This is a genomic window from Falsibacillus albus (genome assembly GCF_003668575.1).
Classification (GTDB): domain Bacteria; phylum Bacillota; class Bacilli; order Bacillales; family DSM-25281; genus Falsibacillus; species Falsibacillus albus.
Genome location: NZ_RCVZ01000011.1, coordinates 108450 through 134214, shown reverse-complemented (window position 1 = coordinate 134214; position 25765 = coordinate 108450). Strand labels below are relative to the sequence as shown.

Sequence of the window (25765 nt, the reverse complement as noted above, 5' to 3'; positions counted from 1 at the left end):
CCTCCTGTCAGTGCTCGATTCCTCTCTTCAAGTATGCGGTACGCAGGAAAAACTCATACATAAAAGTATTGAATTGCTTGAAGCTATAGGGGAGATTCCTTCGCAGCCAACGCTCATTTTCAAACAATTTTTTTTCGTAAAAGAAAGGAGCCGCAGCATGGTAAAACATCGAATCCATAAACAGCAACAACCTTCTTCCAGCGGGAGTTTGACGTGGTGGCAGCTTTCCTTGCTTGGAGTGGGATGTACGACAGGAACCGGATTCTTTCTGGGGATCAGCATTGCCATCGAGGAGAGCGGCTACACTGTCATACTTACGCTGGTCCTGGCTGCCCTCGGTACGTATTTTGTTTTTGATGCATTGGCAAAGCTGATCGCGCAGCAACCCTTGGATGGATCGTATCGGACTTATGCATCCCAAGCTTTCGGACATTGGGCAGGGTTCATGATCGGGTGGATCTATTGGTCTTCAGAAATCATGATTGTCGGAAGTACATTGACTGCCCTTGGGCTGTTCGCTCAGTACTGGTTCCCCCATATTTCCTTATGGCTGCTAATTGCCATTTTCGGTGTTTTGGGTCTGATCGTTGCAGGGGCAGGCGGCAAAATTTTTGAAAAAGCTGAGAGTGTCTTCGCATTAATCAAAATTGCAGCCATCGTCATGTTCATCCTTCTGGCTATTTTGACTTTCAGCGGCGCCATCGATGTAGCAAGGCCTCACTACCATATACACCCATTGTTCAAGGATGGTGTAATGGGGGGCTGGAAGAGTTTCATCTATGCTTTTTATGCTTTCGCGGGGATCGAAGTCATCGGGTTGATGGCCACCAATTTACAGAATCCAAAGGAAGCTCCTAAGTCCGGTAAATTGATGATCACTCTGTTGTCGGTTCTTTATTTTGGTTCTGTCTTCTTGGCATTGCTATTAGTCCCGCTCACTTCGTTCACGACTGACGAAAGTCCATTCATCACAGCCTTGAAGCATTTCGATTTTCCCATCATCGTCAATCTATTCAACGGGGTCTTGATCATTGCCGGCTTTTCTACAATGGTCGCATCCTTATATTGTGTGACATTGATGCTGATGAATTTATCCAAGGACGGCGATGCACCGAAATTATTCCGGCCTAGATCGGTAGGGAAGCTTTCATTCCCTGCCTTGGGCATGACGACCGCCTGCCTCGCAGCATCCATTATCATGGCGCTTGTCCTGCCGAAGCATATGTATGAATATGTAACAACTGCCGGCAGTCTGCTGCTTCTTTATACGTGGCTTTTTATTATTTTCACTGCACGGAAGCTGCTCAAGCTGAAATGGAAGGATCAATTCAAAACGCTGGCTGCTATCGGACTGATTGTCATCGCCGTTTCTGGTTCAACAATTGAAAAAACAAGCAGGACTGGTTTTTGGGTCAGCCTGCTGTTTATCATCATCATATCGTTGGTCACCATCATGGCGAGAAGATCATGGAAGGCCCCTCCCGCCTCAAAATAGTTATTTCTTACCCGCTCTCATCATATTGTGAAACGGACACTTGGAAGGGCCAGTTTCATCATCACGCAGGAAATATTGCATCCATTCATGGTTGTCTTCCTGTCCATACCATTTCAAGGCTGGATGTGGAGGAGATTCGTCGTATTTCTCAAGCCGATCACGAATGATTTTTTTCATATTCTGACCAAGCAATGTTTGATCGTTCATATGTTCAAACACCCATCGCGGCTGAAAGGCCATAAGAAAGTGAGTAAAAAAGCGGCTTTTTCGCTGTGTATGAGCCGGTGTTGCACAAAAGGCAAAGTAAGGCTCGCCATGAAAGCAAAATTCCCATGAATGGTGGGAAGGGTCCTGTGAAATTCCGTCAGGCCAACGCTTCTCGTCCATCAGGCTGACTTGAGAAAGCAATGTCCAGAAAAGATCTTCATACTCATTGATATCAAAAGTTCTTTTTATATCTTCCGGTGTTTCAAAAATCAGCACAAGCGAGGCATATTTTCCGGTTTCCCTTGAGATTTCTCCATATTGTTTCAATATTTCAGCGAGCTCAGTGCCGGCAATATCCAGTCGTGGATCAGAAATAAAGCTGAAACGAAGCTGATCCGATTGAAACCCTTGTCGTCCAGGTACGCATGGATACGTATTTTCTTCGTCAGCTATCATTTTTTTGAAAGATTGAAAGGCCTCGATCTGCCAATCCGATAAAGCAATAGTCTCATTTTCAATCTCTGTTTTGGTCAACAGTACTGCCATAAAGCATATCCACCCCTATCATAGTCACCTTATAACGTATTAATGGGGGCTATAATGGGTGAATGTCCCTGCTACATAAAAATTTGTACGTAAGCGTGAAAACCGAAATAAATTCCAAATCCGATCAAAATGAATCCTGCCGTCCTCGACATGAACATAAGCAGGCTAGGATTGATCGTATTCCTGAAGATGCTTGCCAATAGAGCCATGGCAATATCCCATAGGAAAATGCCGACAAAGATGCCCGTGCTGTGAAAAAAGACGGATAACCGCCCGTGATTCAATTCAGCCGTTTTTGCTAATACCGATCCATATATGCCGAACCAAAAAAGAATGTTCAACGGATTGGAAATCGCCATGAAAAAACCCGAAGAAAAAGCTTTCAAGGGGGATTCCTTATCTGTCTGGTGCTCTTCGAGAAGCACCCCTGCACTTTTCAGGCTTTCAACACCGGTGTAGATAAGGACAAAACAGCCAAAGCTCCACAACAATGATTTCATGAATGGAAGCGTAAAAAAGTTGGCACCGCCATAATATATAACCATCATAAAAAGCAAATCCGCCAGCATCGCTCCGAACCCAAGCAGCCATGCATGCAGGAATCCGTATTTCATTCCCTTGTCCAATTGTGCGGCATTGATCGGTCCGATCGGAGCTGATAATGAAAGGCCAAGAAAAATATAGCTGAAAAATAAACTCATCCAAACACTCCTTCATCTACAAAACGGCTTGTTTTATTGTATTATTGAGGAGATGAATTGTAGAACAAGCTGCTGTGATAAAATAAGGAATAGTCAGCTTTACATAAGGAGGCATAATCATGACAAACGAAAAAAACATAGAAGAATTACCGCCGAAAACATGTACAATTGAACGTTTGGTGACAAAGGAAGACGATGTTCAAAAGGTGATCGACGGCAAGAAGACCGCTACTCGCAGAAACGGAAGATATGCAGATGTGGGCGAGATCATGGAACTGCAAGGACATTCATTCGTTGTCGAAAAGGTTTACTCGCAGGCATTGGGGGAATTGACGGACGATCACGCCAAGCAGGAAGGTTTTCAATCTGTTGAAGAATACAAACAAACCATCCTTTCCTATCACCCCGGCATGCCTTGGCTGCCGCACATGAGAGTATGGGTGCATGAATTCCGTTCAGTCAATGGTTAATATGGTGGGAGAAAAATGATTGCACATATCTTACTTTACATTCATATTCTGAGTGTCATCATGTCCATCGGCCCCTTCTTTATCCTGATTCCGATGGTCAAAAAATTAAGGGACACGAACGGGGATGTACAGCAGGCGCATATTCAAACCTTTCGATCAGCTGTCCGTCTGGCGAAGCATGCCGGCCACGTTTTGGTGGTGAGCGGCCTCTTACTCATCCTCGCGACGCCATGGACATGGAAAGCTCCATGGATCCTTACAACTGTGGCGATCCTTATCTGTTCACTGTATTTCTTGGCACGGGCTTTTTCACCCCTGCTTAAACAATTCGGCATCCAAGAGACAGACGAAGCCGAGGTGGCCAAGAAGCTGAGCCGCTCGATCTGGATTTACATCCTGCTCCTCCTCGCCATGCTGTGGCTTATGGTAGCCAAACCCGTATTGTGGTGAAGAGAATTTATTGAAGCGAAAATCAAAGGAATCATCCGCTGATGATTCCTTTTTGATGGTCGAAACATGGCGTCAAATGTAGAGTTATCGAAATATCAGGATTTTTGAAAATATAATGGCCAATTTCGTAGATATTATCAAATTTCTGAAAGTCTTTGGATATTAGCTCTATCCATCTGTTGATTGGAGTGCAAGTAGAAGACTGCGGAGGGAAAAGCCGCTCCCGGCCGGCCCGCAGAAATCAACAGCGGCGTTTAACAGAGCCTTTTGAAAAGAATTTCACTTTTAAACTATGCCTCACAACGTATTCATCAAAATGCTGGCAATGATAATCGAAGCAGTCGTTACGGTCGTGAAGCCCCCGACAAGCATAGGCATCAAAATTTCATTGAAAATAAGGCTGCGTTCTTCTTCTTTTTCAGCGGCGCTTCTACTCACTTCCTCGCACAGGAAATAATCTCCCGGAAAGCCGAACAGCGCAGTCAAGGCAACAGCGATTCCTTTGTTATAATCCCACTTTAAAAATTTTGCTGCAGCAATTCCGCCACCGATGATTCCAATGATGCCGATGATCAGGATGATAAATACTTTTACCACCGAATGGGCAAACATCGAAGGAGTCACGTCATTCATCGAAGCGACGATGAAAAAAATCAATGCAACCATTGAAATCCCGAATGAATTGGCCTTTTCCATCATTTTCGGCTGATAGAATTTCGTATAAGCACCGACGATCCCGATCAGGAGCGCCCAAACGCTGTAGCTTACACCTGTCGCTTTTCCAAGCAGAACTGCGATCGCTCCGCCTATGAATAACTGCAGCAATAAAATGGAGTGTGTATGATACTTCTTAGGCAGGAGCGATGTTCCTTCAACCCCTGCTTCTTCCACCGTCTCCACAGCAGCTGCGACTTGTTCCATTCCTTCCCGGTCGATAGCCTCCTTCACTTTTGCTGCATACCTCCTTAAGAAAAAGGCGGCAAGCGGCATTCCGATCAGCCCTTGAACCGCAATGATCAACGCCGGAATGGCTATGACGCCCGTCATTCCAAGGGCTTTCAGTTTCCCTGAAGTAATGATGAAAGCGATGATTCCTCCCGTTATGGGTCCTGCTGAAGCGACAGCTGCTGTATAGCCGAATAGCGGAGTTACAAAGGCAAGCAGCAAGACCGTTGCCGTCAGCATCCCGACCAGTGCAATAACGATGGCCTGCCATTGACTTTTTAATACTCTAAGCGGAACGATCGTACCCATATGAATGATGAGCGGAGCGACCATCAAAGCTCCGAACGTCCCCAAAGTGGCGTTTTCGAGCAATGTTTTTGGGAAGACCCCCGTCCAAATGAGCATAAGGTACCCTAGCATGACCACCAATAGCATCGGCACCCTCGCTCTTGATACGATTGAAACCACTTCTCCAGCGGCGACTAATAAAAGCATTAACATGACTGCAATAACCGGTTCATTCATCAACTAAGACCCCCTTCAAAATCTTTTTCGCTTTACAGCATTTCCGCAATCGGATAAAAGTTGAGGCTGACTTAAAAAAGCCAGCCTTTTTTGGTTATGAAATCTGAACTGCAGCTTCTTTTGTGAGGAGATTCTTAACAATCTCCCCGTCTTTAAAGACCGCCACAATATGATCATTATTCTCCAATGATTGAATATCAGTTAACGGATTCGTTTTGGCAACCACGATGTCTGCATATTTTCCAGCTTCGACCGTTCCTAATCGATCGCCCCAACCCAGGCACTCTGCGGCAGTTTTCGTTGATGCGACAATCGCTTCCATAGGAGTCATACCGATTTCGCACATCAACCCCAATTCCCTCAGGTTTGTACCGTGCGCCATAACCCCTGCGTCGGTGCCCATCGCAATCTTGACTCCGGCGTGATAGGCCTGCCGTATGCTTTCTTTATGGATTTCAATCACTTCTCTGCTTTTTTGGACACCGTAGGATGGCATGGAGCCATCTTTCTCAGCCGATTCCAATACCGAAACCGGGGCAAGCAAGGTCGGGACCAGGTAGGTACCATGTTTCAACATCAATTCGACCGTTTCATCATCAAGGAAAATTCCATGTTCAATCGAATGGATGCCTGCACGGACCGCATTTTTAATGCCTTCTGACCCTTGGGCATGCGCCATCACCTTGAGCCCGCGGCGATATTTCGCTTCCTGCACGATAACCTCCAGTTCTTCTCGGCTGAATTGTGTAAACTCGGGATGGTCGGTCGGGCTCAACACACCGCCAGTTGCATGGACCTTTATGATGTCAGCGCCCGCACGGAGCACCTCACGAACTTTTTTCCTTACTTCTTCCACTCCGTCGCAAAGTCCATCCGGGCTGCCTGGGTAGCCATGTAAGGTTGCATCCAGCCCAGAACGCATCCATTGGTCGCCGTGGCCACCTGTAATGGTCAATGGAGTGATGCTGATCTGCATCCTCGGACCGGAAATGACACCATCTTCGACAGCCTTTTTAACACCTGCGTCGGCACCCCCGGCATCACGCACAGTGGTAATACCCGCATCGAGCGTTCTCTTCATATGCTGAATCGCTTTATAAAACTGGAAGGAGAAAGGCGTGGTCAGCTTCTCTTCCACCTTCCCAATCTCAAACATCAGATGTACATGCGTGTCGATGAATCCTGGAAGGATATACCCTTCCTCCGCATCGACCACTTCCACTTGGCCTTGTGGGACCTTCACTTCTGCTTCTGTACCCGCAGATTCAATCAGTCCGTCTTTTAGGAGGACCGCTGCATTTCGAATCGGCTCCCCTCCGTTGCCGTCGATCAATGTTCCATTTTTTATCAATTTATACGCCACGACTCCCACACTCCTCAATTTTCTATTATTGTTAAAGGATTTTACCATAGCCTGTCCATTATTTGAATATTTTTTCTGATTATTCCAAATATAAAAATTATTCATTTTCCTGATACCCTTGCGCTGGTTGATGTTTAGGGCATCGAAGCTTTTTAAAATGATTATTTCGAACTACGAAGTATTTTGCGGGTTAACAAATACATTCTAAATTTTTCAAGGCAATGTTTTTGAGAGACAGTCCATACTAAAGACGATGAAAATTTTTGTTAAGGAGATCACACTATGCAAAATCGTTTTAACCCAAACAATCAAATGGGCTCCACCAACCCTACAAGTCAATCCAGCCAGCTTCCTCCGCAAATGAACCATGGAGGGCATGAAGTCTTTGATTTACACGAAGTCATTGCCGGGATGATCAATGTCCTGGATCAATATATGATGTTCCGCTTATTTGTGAAGGATCCCGAGCTGCTTCAAATTCTCGATCATCAATACCAATTTATCCTGGATCAATACAACATAACGTGCGAATGTTTCACGAGCGGAAAAGATCCTTCCCATCCGACTCAAAGCTACAGCATGGGCCAATCCCACAACGTCACCTACGGCATTAAGCCGACGCAACCGAAGAAGCCGAACCAATCCATCATGGAAATCCAGGACAAGGGAATTTCTGGCCATATGCTTGGTTTGATCAAATCGACCGCATCATTGTTGACGATGACTTCGGTTGAGGTAACGAATCCGGTCGTCCGCCGAGTTCTTGCTGACAATGTACCGAATTTCATTGAGATGGCCTATGAGATTTTTCTTTATCAAAACAAGCATCAGTATTACCAAGTTCCACAATTGACGCAGCAAGATATGATGCAAATGACCAACAGCTACGTCCCTTTCACCGGGCGTCCGCAAATGCCCAATCCCGGGCAGATGAACCAACAGTTTCCCCGGCAATAATAGTTGAGCGCCGAATCACGCGTGATTCGGCGCCTTTTTTTGTCATCTTACGCATTTTTCATTTCCAATTACCTATAAATTCCTTTTTTTGTTGTAGTATAATGTGTTCATTTTTGTAATTTTCAAAAAATATTAAAGGAAAAACCTTCTTGCTAAAGAATTCCTGTGAAGAATGCAACCATACGATTTTTTAGGGGAGGTTATCTTTTGAAAAGAAAATGGATAAAGACGGGGCAATTCACCGCGGCCATTGCTTTAAGCGCAGCGGTATTATTCCCGGTTGGGAATGTCTCAGTGCCCAATGCTGCAACCGTACATACAGCATTTGCAAAAACAGCGGTCGATCCAGCACAATTACAGGAGGCATTTAAGAAAGCGGCAAAAGAGTTTGGTGTGCCGGAAGAAATTCTTCTTGCCGTATCCTACAATCTCACTAGATGGGAGCAGCACGACGGCAAGCCAAGCACGTCCGGCGGATATGGTGTCATGCACTTGACCCAAGTCGATCAACTGACTCAAAACGATAAAGGGCTGGACGAAGCACATTCGTTTCAGCTGAGCAGCCAGCCCGGCCAGCATACGTTGGATCAAGCGGCCAAGCTAATCAATGAAGACCCGGATGTCCTGAAGAAAGACCCTGCAGAGAATATTCGCGGCGCTGCAGCACTTCTCGCACAGTATGCGAAGGATTCACTTGGAGCAGTTCCGGCTAAAACGGAAGATTGGTACGGCGCCGTCGCCAAATTCAGTGGTTCCATGGAAGAAACGGCCGCCACAGGATTTGCCGATGAAGTCTACAGCACTATCCAAAATGGGCTGTCCAGGACGACAACCGATGGACAACGTCTGCAAATCAAACCTGAATCAGTGAAAGAAAATCATGAAACGACAAAAAATTTCCATTTCCATAAAAACAAGCAGGATCCCCGCCTTGAAGTTCCTAAAGGTGTGGATGCCCAGTTCATCCCGGCGTTTTATGAGCAACTTAGCGACAATCCTGGGAACTATACGGACTACGATGTCGCAGACCGCCCTAACTTCGGCCCTGACATCCGCTATATCGTCATCCATGACACCGAAGTGGAATACGAACCGACCATCAATTTGTTTGCCAACCCTTACGGTGCATCGGCAAACTATGTGATCCGTTCAGCCGACGGGCAGATTACACAGATGGTTCAAAACAAAGATGTCGCCTGGCATGCAGGGAACTGGTATTTCAATATGCACTCCATCGGTATCGAACATGAAGGATATGCCCTTCAAGGGGGAGATTGGTACAGTGAGCAGATGTACCGGGCTTCTGCCAAGCTGGTCAAATACTTAGCAACTAAATATCATATTCCATTGGACCGCGGCCATATTTTAAGCCACAGCGAGGTGCCGGGACTGTCGCCTTATTCTCAAAGCAGAATGCATACTGACCCGGGTCCTTTCTGGGATTGGGAGCATTATTTCGAGCTGCTAGGTGCACCGCTGAAGCCGGAACATGGTTCGAAAAAAATCGTGACATTGAAGCCGCATTTTGAAACGAATAAACAAATTGTCGACGTGGAAGATGGAAATCTGCGCGAGCATTCGACCAACTTCGTCTACTTGTATACAGAACCAAGCTTCGATGCACCTACAATCACAGATGCGGCCCTTCCTGATGCGCGGTACGATGAAGCATTGAATTGGGGAAATAAAGCCGAAGCCGGCCAAACGTATGTATTGGCGGACAGTCAAGGCGACTGGGATGCCATCTGGTATGCAGGTCAAAAAGCGTGGTTCTATAACCCGCACAACAAAAACAGCGTTGAGGGCAAAATGCTGAAGATGGTGACGCCGAAAGAAGGGATAGATTCCATTCCGGTCTACGGTGCAGCTTGGCCTGAAGAATCTGCATATCCAGAAGATGTTACGCCGAAATCCTTGTTACCGCTGCAATATTCGATTACGGCAGGACAAGTCTATGCCGCAGAGGAAAAGGTCAAAGGAGACTACTATAACGCCAAAGTCTACACCCTTTCACCTTACGGCGTCCATAAAATGGTCTACGGCAATGAAGAATATTATCGCATCCACTTCAATCACCGTTATGCTTTTGTGAAAGCATCCGATGTGGATGTTGTAAGATAAACGGATTCAACCTGCCCCTTTAACAGGGGCAGGTATTTTTGTGCACCGAGCAAAAAAATGATGTCGAAATTTGTAAAATAATCGATATTTCTGGATTTTCGCAGATAAATGAGGAGTTTTCGGAGATAAAATCAGAATTTCGAAGATATCTTCCCATTTTTCGAAGATATTTTGTTTGGTGCTCTTCACTTTTTATCTTCAAACATGCAATCCACCTTTCATTTTCCCTTTTTCAATAACAGTTGATGAAAATTATAGCTGTTCGCAGGAAATCTTCATGGTTCTGCTAACTTTTGAGCGATATCTTCACGCTTTATTCGTAAATTCTCGTGAAAATTCATAAAAGATGCTCAAGGTTGATCTCAACAGCAGGATGCTCCCTTTCCGAGTGTCTGTAGGCTCTCCTCTGCGGGGGCCCACACCCGCCGCCAACCAACTTACCTATTCTGGCATGTCGGGCAAAAATACAACCGCCTCGAGGCTGCAATCGTTTTGACGATTTCGGTTCCACACACCCTGCATGGCTGACCGCCGCGATTAAATACCCAATGGCGATATTGCGGCCTCTTTTGTCCTTTATCCTTCAATTTCATGGCTAGGTCGAAGTCGTTCGTAATGCCCCCGGTTTCATATGATTGTTTCATTAGCTGGATGACAGCTGCCGCCGTCTTCTCCAACTGTTCAGCAGAACAATCTGTCGGGCGCAAATCTGGATGGATGCCGGCGACAAACAAGATTTCACTGCGCAGATAATTTCCGATACCCGCAATGAAGCTTTGATCCAGGAGAAGCGAGGACCATTTCCGCCGATAAAATTTCTTGCTTTGAAACCTGTCCAATAACTGTTCTTCACTTACGTCTTCACTCAAAATATCCGGCCCCACCCTCGCTATGAACGGATGCATGTCTACCTCTTCATCACGCAGCACTTCGATATCAGAAGCGCTGTACAGCAGCGCAGATTTCTTTTCGTTGTGTATAGCCAGCCTCAGCTGACGATTTGTCTTCGGGTAGTTATAAGCATTTCGCACCATCCATTTCCCGTACAGCTGATTGTGGGAATAGATTGTCCAGCCATTGTCGAAGCGAATCAGCATCGCTTTGCCTTTAGTATCGACCCTTCGAACATTCGTTCCCTGCAAGGCCGGCTCATAGCCCTGCAATTCTTCAAATGCAAAGAACACCTCCAAAACAGGCAGTCCGACCAATGCCTTTTCCACGCTGTCGGCTGCGCGGCGTATTTCAGGACCTTCGGGCACAACCCACACCTCCTTATCTATAGATCATCAGTTAGTATATTGGCAGTAGTTCCCTGATTGACCCCTTTATAAACCGACATGCCGCTTCATCCCACGCTTCCAAAACGTGTTTCCTTTCTCTGCTCATGATATGATAATTTTAGTTTAGTTAGGGAGATGAATTGAAATGAAAGAAGAATTGATTAAACGATTAGCCACATATGTACAAGTGGATACACAATCAAATGAAGACAGCGATACGTGCCCTTCCACACAGGGTCAATGGACGCTGGCACGCATGCTCGTGGAGGAGCTGAAGGACATCGGCATGGAGGAAGTAACCATCGATGAGAATGGTTATGTGATGGCAACATTGCCGTCAACAACCGACAAGGATGTTCAAACGATCGGATTTTTGGCCCATTTGGATACAGCGACCGATTTTACCGGGACAAATGTTAAGCCTCAGCTCATTGAACACTACAACGGAAACGAAATCATTTTAAATGAAGAATTACATATCACGATGTCACCTGAAGATTTTCCTGAATTAAAAGGCTACAAAGGCGAAACATTGATCGTGACGGACGGCACGACTCTGTTGGGAGCGGATAACAAAGCCGGAATCACCGAAATTATGACGGCGATGGCCTATTTAGCAAAACACCCCGAAATCGAGCATGGGAAAATCAGGGTGGCCTTCACACCGGATGAGGAAATCGGCAGAGGCCCGCATAAGTTTAATGTAAAAGCCTTCAATGCTTCATTTGCCTATACAGTCGATGGCGGACCGGTCGGCGAGCTTGAATATGAAAGCTTCAATGCGGCAGCTGCGAAGATCACTTTCAAAGGAAAGAATGTCCATCCTGGCACAGCGAAAGGAAAGATGATCAACTCTGCCAAAATAGCCATGGAATTCAATCAGAAGCTTCCCGTTGAAGAAGCACCGGAATCAACAGAAGGTTACGAAGGGTTCTACCACCTGAGCTCGATCAAAGGGGATGTCGAAGAAACGAAGCTAAGCTACATCATCCGTGATTTTGACCGCGATCAGTTCAATGCCAGAAAGGAAACCATCAACAGAATCGTTTCGGAGCTCCGCGGGAAATATGGCGAGGCGGCTGTTGTATTGGAAATGAACGACCAGTACTACAACATGCGGGAGAAAATCGAACCCGTGATGGAAATCGTCGATATTGCTTATGAAGCCATGAAAAACCTGGACATCGAACCGATCATCCGTCCGATCCGCGGCGGAACGGACGGCTCTCAGCTCTCTTATATGGGGCTCCCGACTCCCAATATTTTCACAGGCGGAGAAAACTTCCATGGCCGCTATGAGTTCATTTCAGCCGACAGCATGGTCAAAGCCACAAAAGTCATCATTGAAATCAGCAAACTATTTGCAGAAAAAGCGCAATAAGGCAAATGTGTGCCCACAAAGCAGGTGAATGCAATGGACATCAAACATCTACAATATTTTATCGAGGTTACCCGATTCAATAGTTTTACAAAAGCGGCAGAGCATTTATACATCACCCAGCCGACAATCAGTAAAATGATCAAGAATCTGGAGACTGAATTGGGCGTCGACCTTTTTGAACGATCTGGAAAGAAATTGATTTTGACCGATGCCGGCACCGTGTTGTTGGAGCAGGCAAAACTTATCGAGAAAGCCTTCAACAACCTGCAGTCGGAGCTGGATAACCTTTTGGGATTGAAAAAAGGGCACGTCAGGATCGGACTCCCGCCAATCATCGACTCGAGGTTCTTCCCGAATGTGATCGGCCGCTTCCATGAGCACTATCCGGATATTACGTTTCAGCTTGTCGAAGATGGCTCAAAGAAAATCGAAGATGATGTCGAAAAGAATGATTTGGACATCGGGGTGGTCGTGCTCCCGACCAAAGAAGAGCTGTTTCACCATTTTTCATTTTTAAAAGAGGATTTGAAGCTGATCGTCCCTCCTTCCCATCCGCTGGCTGATAGGAAAGAAGTTCAATTGGAGGAATTGAGCGAGGAATCCTTCATTCTCTTTAACAAGGATTTTGTGCTCCGGGATTTGATTATTTCCTCCTGCAATTTCGTTGGCTTCAATCCAAAAATCATTTCGGAAAGCTCCCAGTGGGATTTTATCGAGGAAATGGTTGCATGCAAACTTGGCATCACGCTTTTGCCGGACAGCATCTGCAGTCATCTGAACGACAATGTACGTCCGATCAAAATCGTCAATCCATCGATATATTGGAATCTCGCCATCATTTGGCGAAAAGATCAATACCTATCTTTTGCAGCGAAGGAATGGCTGCGATTCACAAAAGAACAACTTTCAATCGAAACAAACTAATATGTGTATTCGAAGGCCGATCCAGAATCATGATTTTGGATCGGTTTCTTCATTCCTTTTTATTATTAATGTAAGCATTTTCATAGATATTATCTATGATGAAGATGAAAACTATCCATTTTACTTATGACAAAAGCGGTTTTACACTTGGGCTAAGCAAGTAACTTTCTACCGATTCCACACAGAAAGGAAGCAGCATCATGGAACCAAAAAAAGCGAAAGAAAGCCGCATAGTCAATACAGACCAAGTTTTATCTTGTGATTTAAATAATTATAATACATTGTTTGGCGGCGTTTTGATGAAGAAATTGGATGGCGCAGCAACATTATCAGCCAGAAGGCATTCACGTGTGAAGGAATGCGTGACGGCATCCACCGATTCCATCGATTTCTTATATCCGATCGAACAAACGGATTCCGTCTGCATCGAATCCTTCGTTTCTTATACCGGAAAAAGCTCTATGGAAATATTCTGCAAGGTCATTGCGGAGGACATGCTGACGGGAAAACGAAGAATTGCTGCTACAGCATTTTTGACTTTTGTCGCTCTCGGAGAAGATAAACGGCCTGTGGAAGTACCGCCTGTTCTTCCAGAAACTGAGGAAGAGAAGTTCTTATATGATACAGCCAAAGATAGAGCGGAAATCCGCAAGCTGAGAAGGACAAAGAGTAAAGAATTAGCCAGCTATATTACTGTTGAAAAGCCGTGGGAATAACGCTGACAAGTTGTATGAAAGGGGAAATACCAATGCTAGCATTATCAAGCAGAGACCAACTCCAGGAAGCTCACGATTCACTTCAAGCGCTGAAAGGGAGCGAACCGGAACTGTTCGGCCACTTCTTGCATGTCGTGAATTTGACTCGTCAATTGCAGTTTAAATATCAATATATGGGCAGCCTCATCGCGAATGAAAACCCATTGCGCTTCCACCCGAAGAATGTAGAAGATTCCGTTATGGCACTCTATCATGCGGAAATCGAAAAGTTGAAAGCAGCCGATGCAAACCACACACTGAGAGGTTTGCTGAAGGATCACGCCGAGGGCGGCTATGCCAAGATCAGCCTGCTTATCCTTGGAAATCCACCTGAATCCCTCGTCGGATTCTCCATCATTAAATGAATGAAGGCGGCCCCAAAGTGCCTGTCACTTTGGGGCCACCCTTGCTTAATGACTAATTGGCTTTCGCTGCATGGAATTGATCTGTTTCGGTCGATCCTTTAAGCGCCGTTGTCGAGGAAGTTCCACCTGAAACCACTTGGGCGACTTCATCGAAGTAGCCCGTTCCCACTTCACGCTGATGGCGGGTGGCGGTGTAGCCATATTGCTCGCTGTTGAATTCTGCTTGCTGCAGCTCAGAATACGCTGCCATTCCACGATCCTTGTATTGTCGGGCCAATTCGAACATGCTATGGTTGAGGGCATGAAAGCCGGCAAGCGTGACAAATTGAAATTTATAACCCATTTTTGCCAGTTCACGCTGGAAACCAGCAATCGTTTGATCGTCAAGCTTTGCCTTCCAGTTGAAGGATGGCGAACAATTATAGGCAAGTAATTTCCCGGGGAACTTCGCATGGATCGCTTCAGCAAATTGGCGAGCCTCCTCCAAGTTCGGCTCGGATGTTTCACACCAGATCAAGTCGGCGTACGGTGCATAGGAAAGCCCCCTTGCAATGGCCTGATCAATACCTGCTTTCGTTTGGAAAAAGCCCTCTGGCGTTCTGTTGCCGGTTATGAATGGAGCATCTGCCGGATCAACATCACTTGTGATGAGGTCGGCCGCATTGGCATCTGTCCGGGCAACAAGGATGGTCGGAACTCCCATTACATCAGCTGCAAATCGTGCAGCAATTAAATTTCTGACAGCCGTTTGTGTCGGAAGGAGCACTTTTCCTCCAAGGTGTCCGCATTTCTTCTCGGATGATAGCTGGTCCTCGAAATGGACGCCTGCAGCGCCTGCTTCAATCATGCTTTTCATCAACTCGAATACATTCAGCTGTCCGCCGAATCCAGCTTCTGCATCCGCTACGATCGGAGCGAACCAATCAACATCTTCCTTTCCCTCCATATACTGAATTTGATCCGCGCGCTGCAGTGCCTGATTAATCCGCTTCACCACCTGTGGAACGCTATTTGCCGGATACAAGCTTTGATCTGGATACATATTTCCGGATAAATTTGCATCTGCCGCCACTTGCCATCCGCTTAAGTATATGGACTTCAATCCAGCCTTCACTTGCTGCATCGCCTGATTCCCTGTCAACGCTCCAAGTGCATGAACATATTCTTCTGTATGGAGCAGATTCCAGAGCTTTTCAGCGCCTCGCTTGGCAAGTGTATGTTCAATATCGATCGATCCTCTCAGCCGTATTACATCATCTGCAGAGTACGGACGTTCAATCCCGCTCCACCGCGCATCATTTTTCCAGTTCATCTCCAATTTTCTAGCTTTCTCTTGTCTCATTCCAAAATTCCTCCTTTTTTATAATCTTTCATAAGCTGGAAGGGTCAAAAACTCAACAAACTCATCGTCTAAAATCAATCGTTCGAACAGATGGCCCGCTTCCTCGAACCGTCCTGCTTGGTATCTTTCCAATCCTATTTCCACCATGATTTTGGATAATTCATCGTCCTTTAATGCCCGGAACATTTCATGGTCGACATTTCTTCCGTCATCCAATACTCCTTTTGGGTGACGAAGCCACTGCCATACCTGTGCCCTTGAAATTTCCGCCGTCGCTGCATCTTCCATTAAATGATGGATTGGTGCAGCCCCTCTTCCTGAGAGCCAGGAAGCGATGTATTGAATCCCTACATTGATGTTTGTGCGCATTCCTTGTTCCGTGATGGACCCTTCAGGCACTTGAAGCAGCTGCTGTCCATCGATGGAGACATCCTCACGTTTTCGATGGATCTGGTTTGGGGCTGGGACAAGCTCGTTAAAAACATCCAATGCCGTCTGGATCATTCCCGGATGTGCAATCCACGTTCCGTCATGCCCATCACGCGCTTCACGTTCTTTATCAGTTCGGACCTTTGCGAATGCTTCATCATTTGCTTCTGGATCACCTTTGACAGGAATTTGCGCCGCCATGCCTCCAATTGCATGGACATGCCTTTTATGACAAGTTTGGATGGCAAGAAGCGAATATGCCCTCATATTTGGGACCGTCATCGTCACGACCGAACGATCTGGAAAAATGACTTCTTCCCGGTTTCGGAACTTCTTGATAAAGCTGAAGATATAATCCCAGCGCCCACAGTTGAGGCCAGCAGAATGCTCTTTCAGTTCAAACAGGATTTCATCCATTTCAAATGCAGCAAGGATCGTTTCAATAAGCACCGTTGCCTTGATCGTCCCCTGATTGATTCCAAGCTCTTCCTGGGCAAAAATAAAAACATCATTCCAAAGCCTTGCTTCCAGATGATTCTCCAATTTCGGCAAATAAAAATATGGACCGCTTCCCTTTTCATTAAGCGATTGGGCATTGTGGAAAAAATACAATCCAAAATCGAATAAGCTTGCTGAAACGGCCTTCCCATCCACGAGACAATGCTTCTCCTCCAAATGCCACCCCCGCGGTCTCACCTTAAGCACTGCAGGATTGTTCATCAGCTGATAGTGCTTTCCTTGATCATTCGTATAGGAAATCGTTCCGCGAATGGCATCCCTAAGGTTGATTTGCCCATCGATGCAGTTTTCCCATGTCGGGGAATTCGCATCTTCGAAATCCGCCATGAATACCTTTGCGCCTGAATTCAACGCATTGATCACCATTTTCCGATCAACAGGACCCGTAATTTCCACTCTGCGATCTTCAAGGTCGGCAGGTATGTTCTCCACAGTCCAGTCCGATTCACGTATATGCTTTGTTTCCGGCAAAAAATCTGGATTCCAGCCATCATCGATTTTCTTTTGGATTTCTCTCCTTCTTTCCAGCAGCTCACGTCTTCTTTGACCAAATTTCCGTTCCAGCCGTTCTACGAATTTAATCGCATCATCGGATATTATTTGTTCATATCCTTCCGCGATTTTTCCTGTTATTTGAATTCCTTTTTCTTCTGTCTTCATCTCCACCGATCACTTCCTCCCCTGTTTTCGCTGTGTTATAACACACCTCTTATTCACTTACCGCCTGTCAAAAAGAAGAAAGCGGCTATTATTCCGCTTTCTTGGATAAGCAGTGCTCACATTCCATGAAGTATGACTCAGCCTGCTCCTCCATATGCTGCCCGCATTCAGGGCACCTTTTCTTCGGAAGCTTCTTAAAGAATTCAACTGGACTTTGCATTGCCATCAAGATCCTCTCCTTTTTATAGTACAGATTTTATTTTGTTCTTCTGTTGTAGTACAGTATATAACAATCAAATCCATTTGTGTACACTTTTTTGAAAATTATTTTATTTTTTTATCTACGGAATCGATGAGTTAAGTTGTGGCAAGTGGTTTGAGGAGTTGCTTGAGAAGTTTACTGCAGAGAATGAGTCTTGCAAAAAGGTAAGAGAAGGCAGAAAAGTTGGCAAATTTAACTGAACAGCCGATTTGAATCTTCTCAATAAATTGAAAAACGATAAAAAAACAAGGCCCTTTTCGTAAAATTAGTTGCTATTCATCAATACTTCCGCCAGGTTGATTTCCCCTGCAGGATGCTCGCTTTCCGAGGCGCCTCACACCTGACCCGTCTATAAAAAACAACAATCTTTTAGAAAACAGCCATAAAAATAGGCATGCACCCAAACTGCTTCATAACAGTTTGGGGCATACCTCTACGGAAGCTGCACCAACAGTATCAATGGGCAATGTTTTTATCGTGGAAGGCACACCATGTTCAAGGAGAATGCTTTCCATAAATTGCGGGAGACGTCCGTCTTCGTTTTCTGTGAGGGCAATGATCGTCGGTCCTGCCCCGCTCAAAGCGACTCCCAATGCCCCGTATTCACGGGCATGGTTCAACAGTTGTTCCAAACCCGGAAGCATATGCATCCGATATGGCTGATGAATCCGGTCCTTCATGGCTTGCGACAGGACCATCGTATTTCCGGTAGCCAGCGCACTGGCAAGAAGGGCGGCATGGCTGATGGCATGGATGGTGTCTTCCCTTGAATAGCTTGAAGGAAGAAGATCCCTTGCCATGTTCGTTGATAATTCAAAGTCGGGAATGGCAGCGACCACCTTGATTCCATTCATCGGGAGCATACGGACGTAGGATACTTGCTGCTGATCCCAGGCTGCTGTGACAATGCCTCCCAGTAAGGATGCCCCCACGTTATCAGGGTGCCCTTCTACCGACGTTGCCAAGTCATAGATTTCTTTGCGGCTGAAAGGCTCACCAGCAAGCACATTCGCTGCCGTAAGCCCACCGACAAGAGCGGCCGCACTGCTTCCGAGACCCCTCGTTAAAGGAATTTCACTCTCGATATCTATTTCGAGATCAGGGAGAACATAGCCGGCTTTCTCGAAAATCAGTTTCGCAGCTTGATAGACGAGATTGCTTTTATCCGTGGGAATCCCGTTTAGATTCCCCCCTCTCAAATGAATGAAAGTCCTCTCAGCCCTTTTCATCTTGATGGTTGTATAAAGCTGCAGCGCCATCCCGATCGTATCGAATCCCGGTCCGAGGTTGGCCGTACTGCCCGGCACCTTGACTTCTACTTCAAACGACTCCATGGGAATCACCTGCCAATTGCCTGATGGCGTTCAATACTTCATCGTAATCATTGTTGACCTTCCATGGCTGAACTGCTGCCTTTTGTATGGCAGAATCAGGATCCTTCAAACCGTTTCCAGTCAGCACACAGACAACCTTTTTCCCGGCTTCAATCCTGCCCTGCTGCTTGAGCTTTATGATCCCTGCAAATGAAGCTGCAGAAGCTGGCTCAGCAAATATACCTTCCATTGATGCAAGCAGGTGATAAGCTTCCAAGATTTCTTCATCCGTAACTTCATCAATGAGGCCACGGGATGACTCGAGGGCTTCTTCCGCCTTCTCCCAGCTCGCCGGATTTCCAATTCTAATCGCAGTGGCTACCGTTTCAGGGTTTTGGACGATGCTTCCTCTTACAATCGGTGCCGCACCGGAGGCTTGAAAGCCGAACATTTGCGGCAGCTTATCAATCACGCCGCTTTGATAATATTCATTAAACCCTTTCCAATAAGCCGAAATATTTCCTGCATTTCCGACTGGGATCGCTAGAATATCAGGAGCCCCCATCAAATCATCACATACTTCAAATGCAGCCGTTTTTTGCCCTTCCAACCGATATGGGTTCAATGAATTGACGAGCGTGATGGATTCCTTGGATGTAATCTCCTTGACAATGGATAAGGCTTCATCGAAGTTCCCTTTGATCGCCATGATCTTTGCCCCATATATCATGGCCTGCGCCAATTTCCCAAGGGCGATATGGCCATCTGGAATCAGCACAAAGCAATTGATATTTGCCCGTGCCGCATATGCAGCAGCAGAAGCTGACGTATTCCCTGTGGAAGCACACATGATCGTGTGACTCCCCTCCTCCACCGCTTTGGCGACTGCCATCACCATCCCCCGATCTTTGAAGGACCCCGTGGGATTCAGCCCTTCATATTTGAAATGAAGCTCCAAATCCAGCCGTTCAGATAACCTTGGAGCAAATAATAAAGGTGTACTCCCCTCATGGAGCGTCAGCCCTGGAGTATTCTTGGTAACGGGTAAATAATCGGCATAATTCCTAAGGATTCCGGCCATATCAGTCACTTCCTTCCACGCGATAGCAGCTTTTGATTTCATCGACAAAATCCAGTTCCTTCAGCTGAGCCAAGATTCCGTTGATGCTCTTCTTGGAGGAGGAATGTGTCACCATGATCAGCTCTGCCTTCTCTCCGCTGTTATACGGCTGTTGGATGACCTGCTCCAAGCTGACTTCATACTCTGCGAGCTTGCTTGTCAGCTGCGCCAATACACCGCTTTTATCATCGACTATCAATCTCATAAAATATTTTGCCCAAATTTGCTCTTCTGATTTAAGTTTTTTCTCCTTGTAAGGGGCAACCATCCCTCTTCCATTCACGCCAAGCTTCAGGTTTTTCACAACCGTCACCAAATCGGAGACCACGGCTGTCGCAGTCGGGAGTTCCCCTGCCCCTGGACCATAGAACATCGTTTCCCCCACCGCTTCTCCGTACACATAGACGGCATTGAAAACTCCATTCACAGAAGCGAGTGGATGGGACTGCTTCACCATTGCCGGCTGGACACTCACTTCAATCAATCCATCATCCTGCTTGGCGATGCCGATCAGCTTCATCGTATACCCAAGCTTCTTCCCGAATAGAATGTCTTCCTTTGTAACTTCAGAGATCCCTTTGCACTCCACTTCCTCCAAATTCATGCCGACATGGAATCCAAGTGTACTGAGGATGGACATTTTCCTGGCCGCATCCAAGCCACCTACATCAGAGGATGGGTCAGCTTCCGCATAGCCCAGTTCTTGTGCTTCTTTTAAGACATCTTCATACGCTGCTCCCTCTTCCGTCATTTTCGTTAAAATATAGTTTGTTGTCCCATTGACGATTCCCATCATCTTCGTAATGCGGTCGGATGAGAAACCCTCTACTAGCGCCCTTAAAATGGGTATGCCGCCTGCAACACTGGCTTCATAAAACAAATCGCACTCTTTCTCCGCAGCTTTCTTCAGCAATTCTGCCCCGTGCAGCGCCACGAGGTCTTTATTGGCTGTAACGACATGCTTTCCGTGCTCAAGTGCTTCCAATATGTATGATTTGGTCGGTTCAATGCCTCCCATTACTTCAACGATTACATCGATTTCAGGATCATGAAGAAGCTGATATGGATCATCCGTGATCAACTCTGAATGAACAGACAGAGCCCTTTCTTTACTGGGATTCTGCACAAGAATGCGGGCAATATCCATTTCCATTCCTGTTTGATTGTGCAAGTCCTCTTTATGGCCATTTACGAGGCGGATGACCCCGGTGCCGACCGTACCCATGCCCATTAATCCAACCTTCACTTTCTTTCCACTCATCCTGATCACCCCTATGAATTAGTTATTTACCATTGTTGTTGATTAATAGTCTTTTTGAGAAAGACATTTGTTTGTTTATAGAGGACATTATAAGTGGAATTTTTACGTATTACAACCCCGAATTTTAAGGAAGCGTTTTCAATGAAAGAGAATGCTTTTCCCGTAATGGATCCTGCTATTGAATAAAAGTAGTGCAAAGTTGATTTCCGCGGCAGGATGCTCGCTTTCCGAGGGGCGGACGGTGAGCCTCTCGCTCCGCTGCGGGGTCTCACCCAGTCCGCTGATCCCTCCTGAGTCTCACACCTTCCGCTCCAATCAACCTCAAACTGTCAAAAGAAAAATAAAAACAGCCCCGGCGAGATAATCCGAGACTGTTTAAAATAACTGTACTAACCATTAACCATTAGTTTTTACAAAGCTTTATGATTTACCATAATATTATGCTGCTTCATTTTCTTCGGCAGGAGGGTACGTTCTTTTTATATAAAAGGACAAAATCAAGCCGATGAGGGTTAGGGCGGAAATGACCTGGAACCCTACATTGACCCCATGAATATACGGATGGGCAATTACCGCATGCACTTTTGCATGCTGCGCTGTCGTGGTCATGACTGTCACGATGATCGCTGTTCCGATTGATGCCGCTACTTGACGCATCGTATTGCTCATGGCAGCACCATGGGGAATCAACCGTTTCGGCAGCTGATTAAGCCCTGCCGTCGTTGCAGGCATCATTACCATCGATAACCCAAACATCCGGATCGAATACATGATCATGATGAACATGAATGACGTCGATGGGGTTAAAAAGGAGTAGCCCCAAGTGGTCGCCGTTACAATCGTCAAACCTGTAATGGCCAGCCAGCGTGCCCCCACTTTATCAAAGATGCGGCCGGTAATCGGCGACATCGCCCCCATCACCAATGCACCGGGAAGGATGGCTATTCCCGATTCCATGGCAGAGAAACTCCTCATATTTTGCATATAGAGAGGAACGAGGGTTTCCACACCAATCAATCCCATGAAACCGACCATTCCAATGATTGTCGAAATCGTAAAGATAAAGTACTTAAATACCCTGAATTCGAGCATCGGGCGCTCCATGGACAGTTGGCGAAGGATGAAAATGACCAGAGCAATTGTCCCTGCCGTTAAGGAGGCGATAGTCATGATGTCTCCCCAGCCATTATTGCCTGCACTGGTGAACCCATAAAGCAGACCGCCGAACCCGAATGAAGAAAGGATGATCGAAGGTACATCGACTTTCGGACGAGTCAATTCCGTAACATTCCGCATGGCAAAATAAGCAATGATCATATCGATGATGGCAATCGGCAAGATGATAAAGAATAATACCCGCCAAGAATAATGGAATAGGACCCATCCGGAAAAGGCTGGACCGATGGCTGGCGCGAATGAAATGACCAATCCGACCATCCCCATCGCCGCTCCTCTTTTGTTGACTGGAAAAATCAATAAAAAGACGGTTTGCATCAATGGTAGTAATATCCCTGCTCCACTTGACTGGATGATCCGTCCAATCAGAAGCACCCCAAAATTAGGGGCTAAACCAGCCACAATCGTCCCACCGATAAATATCCCCATCGCCGAAAGGAACAGCTGTCTGGAAGTGAAACGTTCAAGCAAAAAGGCGCTGATCGGGATCATGACGCCATTGACAAGCATAAATACCGTTGTCAGCCATTGCGCAGTATTGGCTGTAATATGCATTTCCTTCATAATTGGAGGGATTGCTGTAATCATCAATGTCTGATTCAAAATGGCAATAAACGTTCCTGCAATCAGGAGGGCTACGATTGAAGCTTTGTTGTAGGATTCGGGTTTCATGCATATCCTCCTCTCCGCATCCGCTGCATTCGCTAAGATTTTGTTTCTTGATATCCAAGGAACTATGATACTCTTATTGTTTTTATTTGGAAAGGAAAATGAATTGGAAATTTCAATAATCGGACTTTGGTCTAATAATTGATATTTTCACATGAGGCGGTGCTGATTTTATGGTGTTTTTGCTAGACAATGAGGATCATGAGCCTGTAAATTTTTGTCGAATAATGTAGAATAATCGATATATTGAATTTTTCGCAGATAAATACTGCTATTTCGAGGATATATTGAGCTTTTCGCTGATATATTGGTGAATTTCGTCGATATCAGCATCGAATATTCCATCGATAACTGCTCAATAGTTCTTTTTGTCATCATTTCCGTTCTTTCCTAACAACGTTTAACAGCCCAACAAAAAACGGGAAGCCCAGCCTCCCGTTTTACATTTATTTAAGCTGTTTTCGCATGGTTTACTGCTAAGTTGATTTCCGCGGAAGGATGCTCGCTTTCCGAGGGGCCTTACACGAAATGAGGTCGTTCGATGTTGGCACATGACGTGTCGAACTTAATCGAACATCCGCCTTACCTCTCCTCGCTCCGCTGCGGGGTCTCACCCTGCCCACGAATCCCTCCGGAGTCACGCACCTTCAGCTTCAATCAACAGCAATTGATCAATGATTTACAAGAAAAACGATCACAATAACAACTTTTGAAAAAATAATTTATTTATTCATTTTGGAAAGGAAATCGCCCAGTAAATCGTCGGCGTCTTCCTCTTCATCATTGTCTTCTTCCGTCGAAGCATGCCCATGTTTGGCTTGATCCCAATCAAAGTTCATCAAATCATCTTCGAAATCAGCGTTATCAACGGATGGTGAATCATCTACAATTTCTTCAAATTGCACGTCTTCATTTTCTTCAATTTCTTCCTGAAGATAAAGTGCCTCATCTATATCGATCGCACCGCTGTTCAATGACGCCAATACAGATGTCGCTCTCATCGGATCCGCCAATAATTGATAAATGATGCTGCCAAGCAATGCTTCAGAATGGGAATGGCGCAGCCAATTACGCTGCTCCTTGCTTAATTGCTTCGGCAGAGGGATGGTGACCGTCTCCCTCTCCTTTGATAGCGAATTATTGACCCCTTCCAAAATGAATTGGGCAATCGTACTCGAAAAGTTCCTTCTTTCTGTTTCCTTCAGCTTCTGTAATTGCTTCAGGATATGGTCTGGTGTGTCGGAAGGTAGGCGAAAAGTGATGGCCTGCCCCCTTTCAATTCCCTTTTTCGTCATGAAATCACCTTATTTATTTGGCTGCAGCCTGCTTTTCTTTTTCTTTAGGTTTAGGTTGTTCTTTATTGTTCTTCCTTACAAAATCCGAGATGAGTTTATAGTAGGCATTGGCCATCATCCAAATGCTTTCTTTTTCATCCTCAAAGAAATCGATGTTGTAGCCATCAAGGTTATTATTCAAGGTTTTGAGGTAATCCTTCAATACCATGGAACCTCCGCCGACAAAGTAGCAGATCTCCGTTTGGGAGTTCTTTTGCCATACATTGCGCAAGAAACGGTATTGTTTTTTCGCCAACTCAAGCAAAATGCGGTCGGTGATATCGTGGACGCTTGTCCGGCTTCCTTTCACCATGATATGATTTCGGTCATTTTTGCGTGTGATGATGTCAACGACATCCCTGCGGCTATCAAGTTCGACGCCATGCTTTGACCTGATTTCTTCACGGATTTGTTCAAGTGCTTCGGATACGCCGATGTTAAAGCCTTGTGCTTTGTCATCGTCGACATTGCGGTTTTTAATGACTGCCACATCTGTAGACAAACCGCCGATATCCTGGATCAAGATGCGTTTATCGATCAAATCGCGATTGATGATGTTTAAGTCGTTATCCATTACGAGGTTGATATAAGCTGCAAAGCCTTCCGGATACACTTTCACTTGGTCAAATTTAATATTTACTTTTAGCCCTTGATATTTTGGCGTCACCAAAAACTCTACCTGATGGACAGAGCTCAATAATTGAGCACGGTAGCCAACATCCTTTCCTTCCTTTACTTCACGAAGAGGAAGCCCCGTACCAAGCGTGTAGTTTGCATCGATTACATTATTTGACTTTTTGAAAATTTCCGAATTTTCTTCTCTGACTGCGTCCAACGCAAGAGAGGCAAAAAGCATAACCAATGTTTGATCTTCTTCGGATTTGCTGCTGCCAGGATCTAATTCTGTCGGATTATCACTTTTTGTTGCCAGATTTCCAACACGGTAAATGACATTATTTTCTTTTAAAGCAGGGGAGTGAACGCGGATATGAATACCATCGAGCGGATCCTTGTCATTTAACTCTTCGATTCCAATTACCGGACGGTCCTCTGTATCACGTGCGATTACATTAGGTATGTATAATTCATGGTCGAATTTCCCAAATATTGCTTTTACACAATCATTTCCTACATCAATTGCTGTAACTCTTGATTTGCTGCTCATTTTATCATTCCTTTCGAAAAATAAAGATCG

23 protein-coding genes are annotated in these 25765 nt (G+C 45.7%); 9 read left to right on the top strand and 14 right to left on the bottom strand.

Translation table 11 applies throughout. The annotated features are described in order from the left end of the window. Positions 1 to 157 precede the first annotated feature (157 nt). Positions 158 to 1495, top strand: coding sequence for an amino acid permease (locus D9X91_RS15635; RefSeq protein WP_121681623.1), 1338 nt, complete (start codon positions 158 to 160; stop codon positions 1493 to 1495). Here D9X91_RS15635 and D9X91_RS15630 read toward each other — a convergent pair whose 3' ends face one another. After that, complete coding sequence (locus tag D9X91_RS15630; protein ID WP_121681578.1) at positions 1496 to 2248, bottom strand: YqcI/YcgG family protein; 753 nt, start codon at positions 2246 to 2248, stop codon at positions 1496 to 1498. A 71-nt stretch (positions 2249 to 2319) separates the two neighbouring features. Next, on the bottom strand, positions 2320 to 2949 hold the full coding sequence (locus D9X91_RS15625; protein WP_121681577.1) for a LysE family transporter: 630 nt from the start codon (positions 2947 to 2949) through the stop codon (positions 2320 to 2322). A gap of 119 nt (positions 2950 to 3068) precedes the next feature. Between D9X91_RS15625 and D9X91_RS15620 the strand changes: the two genes are divergently transcribed. Both D9X91_RS15620 and D9X91_RS15615 read left to right on the top strand, forming a co-directional pair. Then, positions 3069 to 3419 (top strand): ASCH domain-containing protein, encoded by a 351-nt coding sequence (locus D9X91_RS15620; RefSeq protein WP_121681576.1) that lies wholly within the window; start codon positions 3069 to 3071, stop codon positions 3417 to 3419. A gap of 15 nt (positions 3420 to 3434) precedes the next feature. Then, positions 3435 to 3869: a DUF2269 family protein gene (locus tag D9X91_RS15615; RefSeq protein ID WP_121681575.1), complete on the top strand. Its 435-nt coding sequence runs from the start codon at positions 3435 to 3437 to the stop codon at positions 3867 to 3869. A gap of 297 nt (positions 3870 to 4166) precedes the next feature. Here the strand turns inward: D9X91_RS15615 and D9X91_RS15610 are convergent, their stop codons facing one another. Beyond that, the gene (locus tag D9X91_RS15610) at positions 4167 to 5339 is read right to left on the bottom strand and encodes a hypothetical protein (protein ID WP_121681574.1); all 1173 of its coding nucleotides are present in this window, start codon (positions 5337 to 5339) and stop codon (positions 4167 to 4169) included. Positions 5340 to 5433: 94 nt separating this feature from the next. Next, complete coding sequence (locus D9X91_RS15605) at positions 5434 to 6702, bottom strand: metal-dependent hydrolase family protein (RefSeq protein ID WP_121681622.1); 1269 nt, start codon at positions 6700 to 6702, stop codon at positions 5434 to 5436. A gap of 282 nt (positions 6703 to 6984) precedes the next feature. On the opposite strand from D9X91_RS15605, the gene D9X91_RS15600 reads away from it, so the two are divergent. Both D9X91_RS15600 and D9X91_RS15595 read left to right on the top strand, forming a co-directional pair. Beyond that, positions 6985 to 7659 (top strand): spore coat protein, encoded by a 675-nt coding sequence (locus tag D9X91_RS15600; RefSeq protein ID WP_407644199.1) that lies wholly within the window; start codon positions 6985 to 6987, stop codon positions 7657 to 7659. Between the two features lie 207 nt (positions 7660 to 7866). Continuing rightward, the gene (locus tag D9X91_RS15595) at positions 7867 to 9780 is read left to right on the top strand and encodes an N-acetylmuramoyl-L-alanine amidase (RefSeq protein WP_121681573.1); all 1914 of its coding nucleotides are present in this window, start codon (positions 7867 to 7869) and stop codon (positions 9778 to 9780) included. A 437-nt stretch (positions 9781 to 10217) separates the two neighbouring features. On the opposite strand, the gene nei is transcribed toward D9X91_RS15595, so the two are convergent. Continuing rightward, entirely contained in the window at positions 10218 to 11039 is an 822-nt protein-coding gene (nei, locus tag D9X91_RS15585) for an endonuclease VIII (RefSeq protein ID WP_121681571.1), read from the bottom strand. 166 nt (positions 11040 to 11205) lie between these two features. Here nei and pepT point away from each other — a divergent pair, with 166 nt between their 5' ends. The 4 genes from pepT (at position 11206) to D9X91_RS15565 (ending at position 14485) form a co-directional block, all read left to right on the top strand. Next, the gene (pepT, locus tag D9X91_RS15580) at positions 11206 to 12441 is read left to right on the top strand and encodes a peptidase T (protein ID WP_121681570.1); all 1236 of its coding nucleotides are present in this window, start codon (positions 11206 to 11208) and stop codon (positions 12439 to 12441) included. Between the two features lie 33 nt (positions 12442 to 12474). Beyond that, positions 12475 to 13365, top strand: a complete 891-nt coding sequence (gene cidR, locus D9X91_RS15575; RefSeq protein ID WP_121681569.1) for a cidABC operon transcriptional activator CidR — start codon at positions 12475 to 12477, stop codon at positions 13363 to 13365. A 200-nt stretch (positions 13366 to 13565) separates the two neighbouring features. After that, positions 13566 to 14081: an acyl-CoA thioesterase gene (locus D9X91_RS15570; protein WP_121681568.1), complete on the top strand. Its 516-nt coding sequence runs from the start codon at positions 13566 to 13568 to the stop codon at positions 14079 to 14081. A gap of 32 nt (positions 14082 to 14113) precedes the next feature. Continuing rightward, positions 14114 to 14485: a hypothetical protein gene (locus D9X91_RS15565; RefSeq protein ID WP_121681567.1), complete on the top strand. Its 372-nt coding sequence runs from the start codon at positions 14114 to 14116 to the stop codon at positions 14483 to 14485. Between the two features lie 52 nt (positions 14486 to 14537). On the opposite strand, the gene aceA is transcribed toward D9X91_RS15565, so the two are convergent. From aceA to D9X91_RS15520, 9 genes are all read right to left on the bottom strand, one after another. Then, complete coding sequence (aceA, locus tag D9X91_RS15560) at positions 14538 to 15827, bottom strand: isocitrate lyase (RefSeq protein WP_121681566.1); 1290 nt, start codon at positions 15825 to 15827, stop codon at positions 14538 to 14540. Between the two features lie 18 nt (positions 15828 to 15845). Beyond that, positions 15846 to 17435 (bottom strand): malate synthase A, encoded by a 1590-nt coding sequence (gene aceB / locus D9X91_RS15555; protein ID WP_121681620.1) that lies wholly within the window; start codon positions 17433 to 17435, stop codon positions 15846 to 15848. Between the two features lie 88 nt (positions 17436 to 17523). Then, entirely contained in the window at positions 17524 to 17661 is a 138-nt protein-coding gene (gene yhfH / locus D9X91_RS15550; RefSeq protein WP_121681565.1) for a protein YhfH, read from the bottom strand. Between the two features lie 446 nt (positions 17662 to 18107). Beyond that, positions 18108 to 19031 carry a homoserine kinase gene (gene thrB / locus D9X91_RS15545; RefSeq protein ID WP_121681564.1) on the bottom strand — a complete coding sequence of 308 codons (924 nt, stop codon included), beginning with the start codon at positions 19029 to 19031 and terminating at the stop codon, positions 18108 to 18110. Beyond that, positions 19018 to 20091 (bottom strand): threonine synthase, encoded by a 1074-nt coding sequence (gene thrC, locus D9X91_RS15540; RefSeq protein WP_121681563.1) that lies wholly within the window; start codon positions 20089 to 20091, stop codon positions 19018 to 19020. Before thrC ends, thrB begins: the two co-directional genes overlap by 14 nt. Before the next feature lies 1 nt (position 20092). Continuing rightward, positions 20093 to 21391, bottom strand: coding sequence for a homoserine dehydrogenase (locus D9X91_RS15535; RefSeq protein ID WP_121681562.1), 1299 nt, complete (start codon positions 21389 to 21391; stop codon positions 20093 to 20095). A gap of 438 nt (positions 21392 to 21829) precedes the next feature. Then, positions 21830 to 23239 (bottom strand): MDR family MFS transporter, encoded by a 1410-nt coding sequence (locus D9X91_RS15530; RefSeq protein WP_121681561.1) that lies wholly within the window; start codon positions 23237 to 23239, stop codon positions 21830 to 21832. 719 nt (positions 23240 to 23958) lie between these two features. Continuing rightward, a complete protein-coding gene (locus tag D9X91_RS15525) occupies positions 23959 to 24531 on the bottom strand; it encodes a hypothetical protein (RefSeq protein ID WP_121681560.1) in 573 nt (190 codons plus the stop codon). A 13-nt stretch (positions 24532 to 24544) separates the two neighbouring features. After that, positions 24545 to 25735 (bottom strand): ParM/StbA family protein, encoded by a 1191-nt coding sequence (locus tag D9X91_RS15520; RefSeq protein ID WP_121681559.1) that lies wholly within the window; start codon positions 25733 to 25735, stop codon positions 24545 to 24547. Between the last annotated feature and the right edge of the window lie 30 nt (positions 25736 to 25765).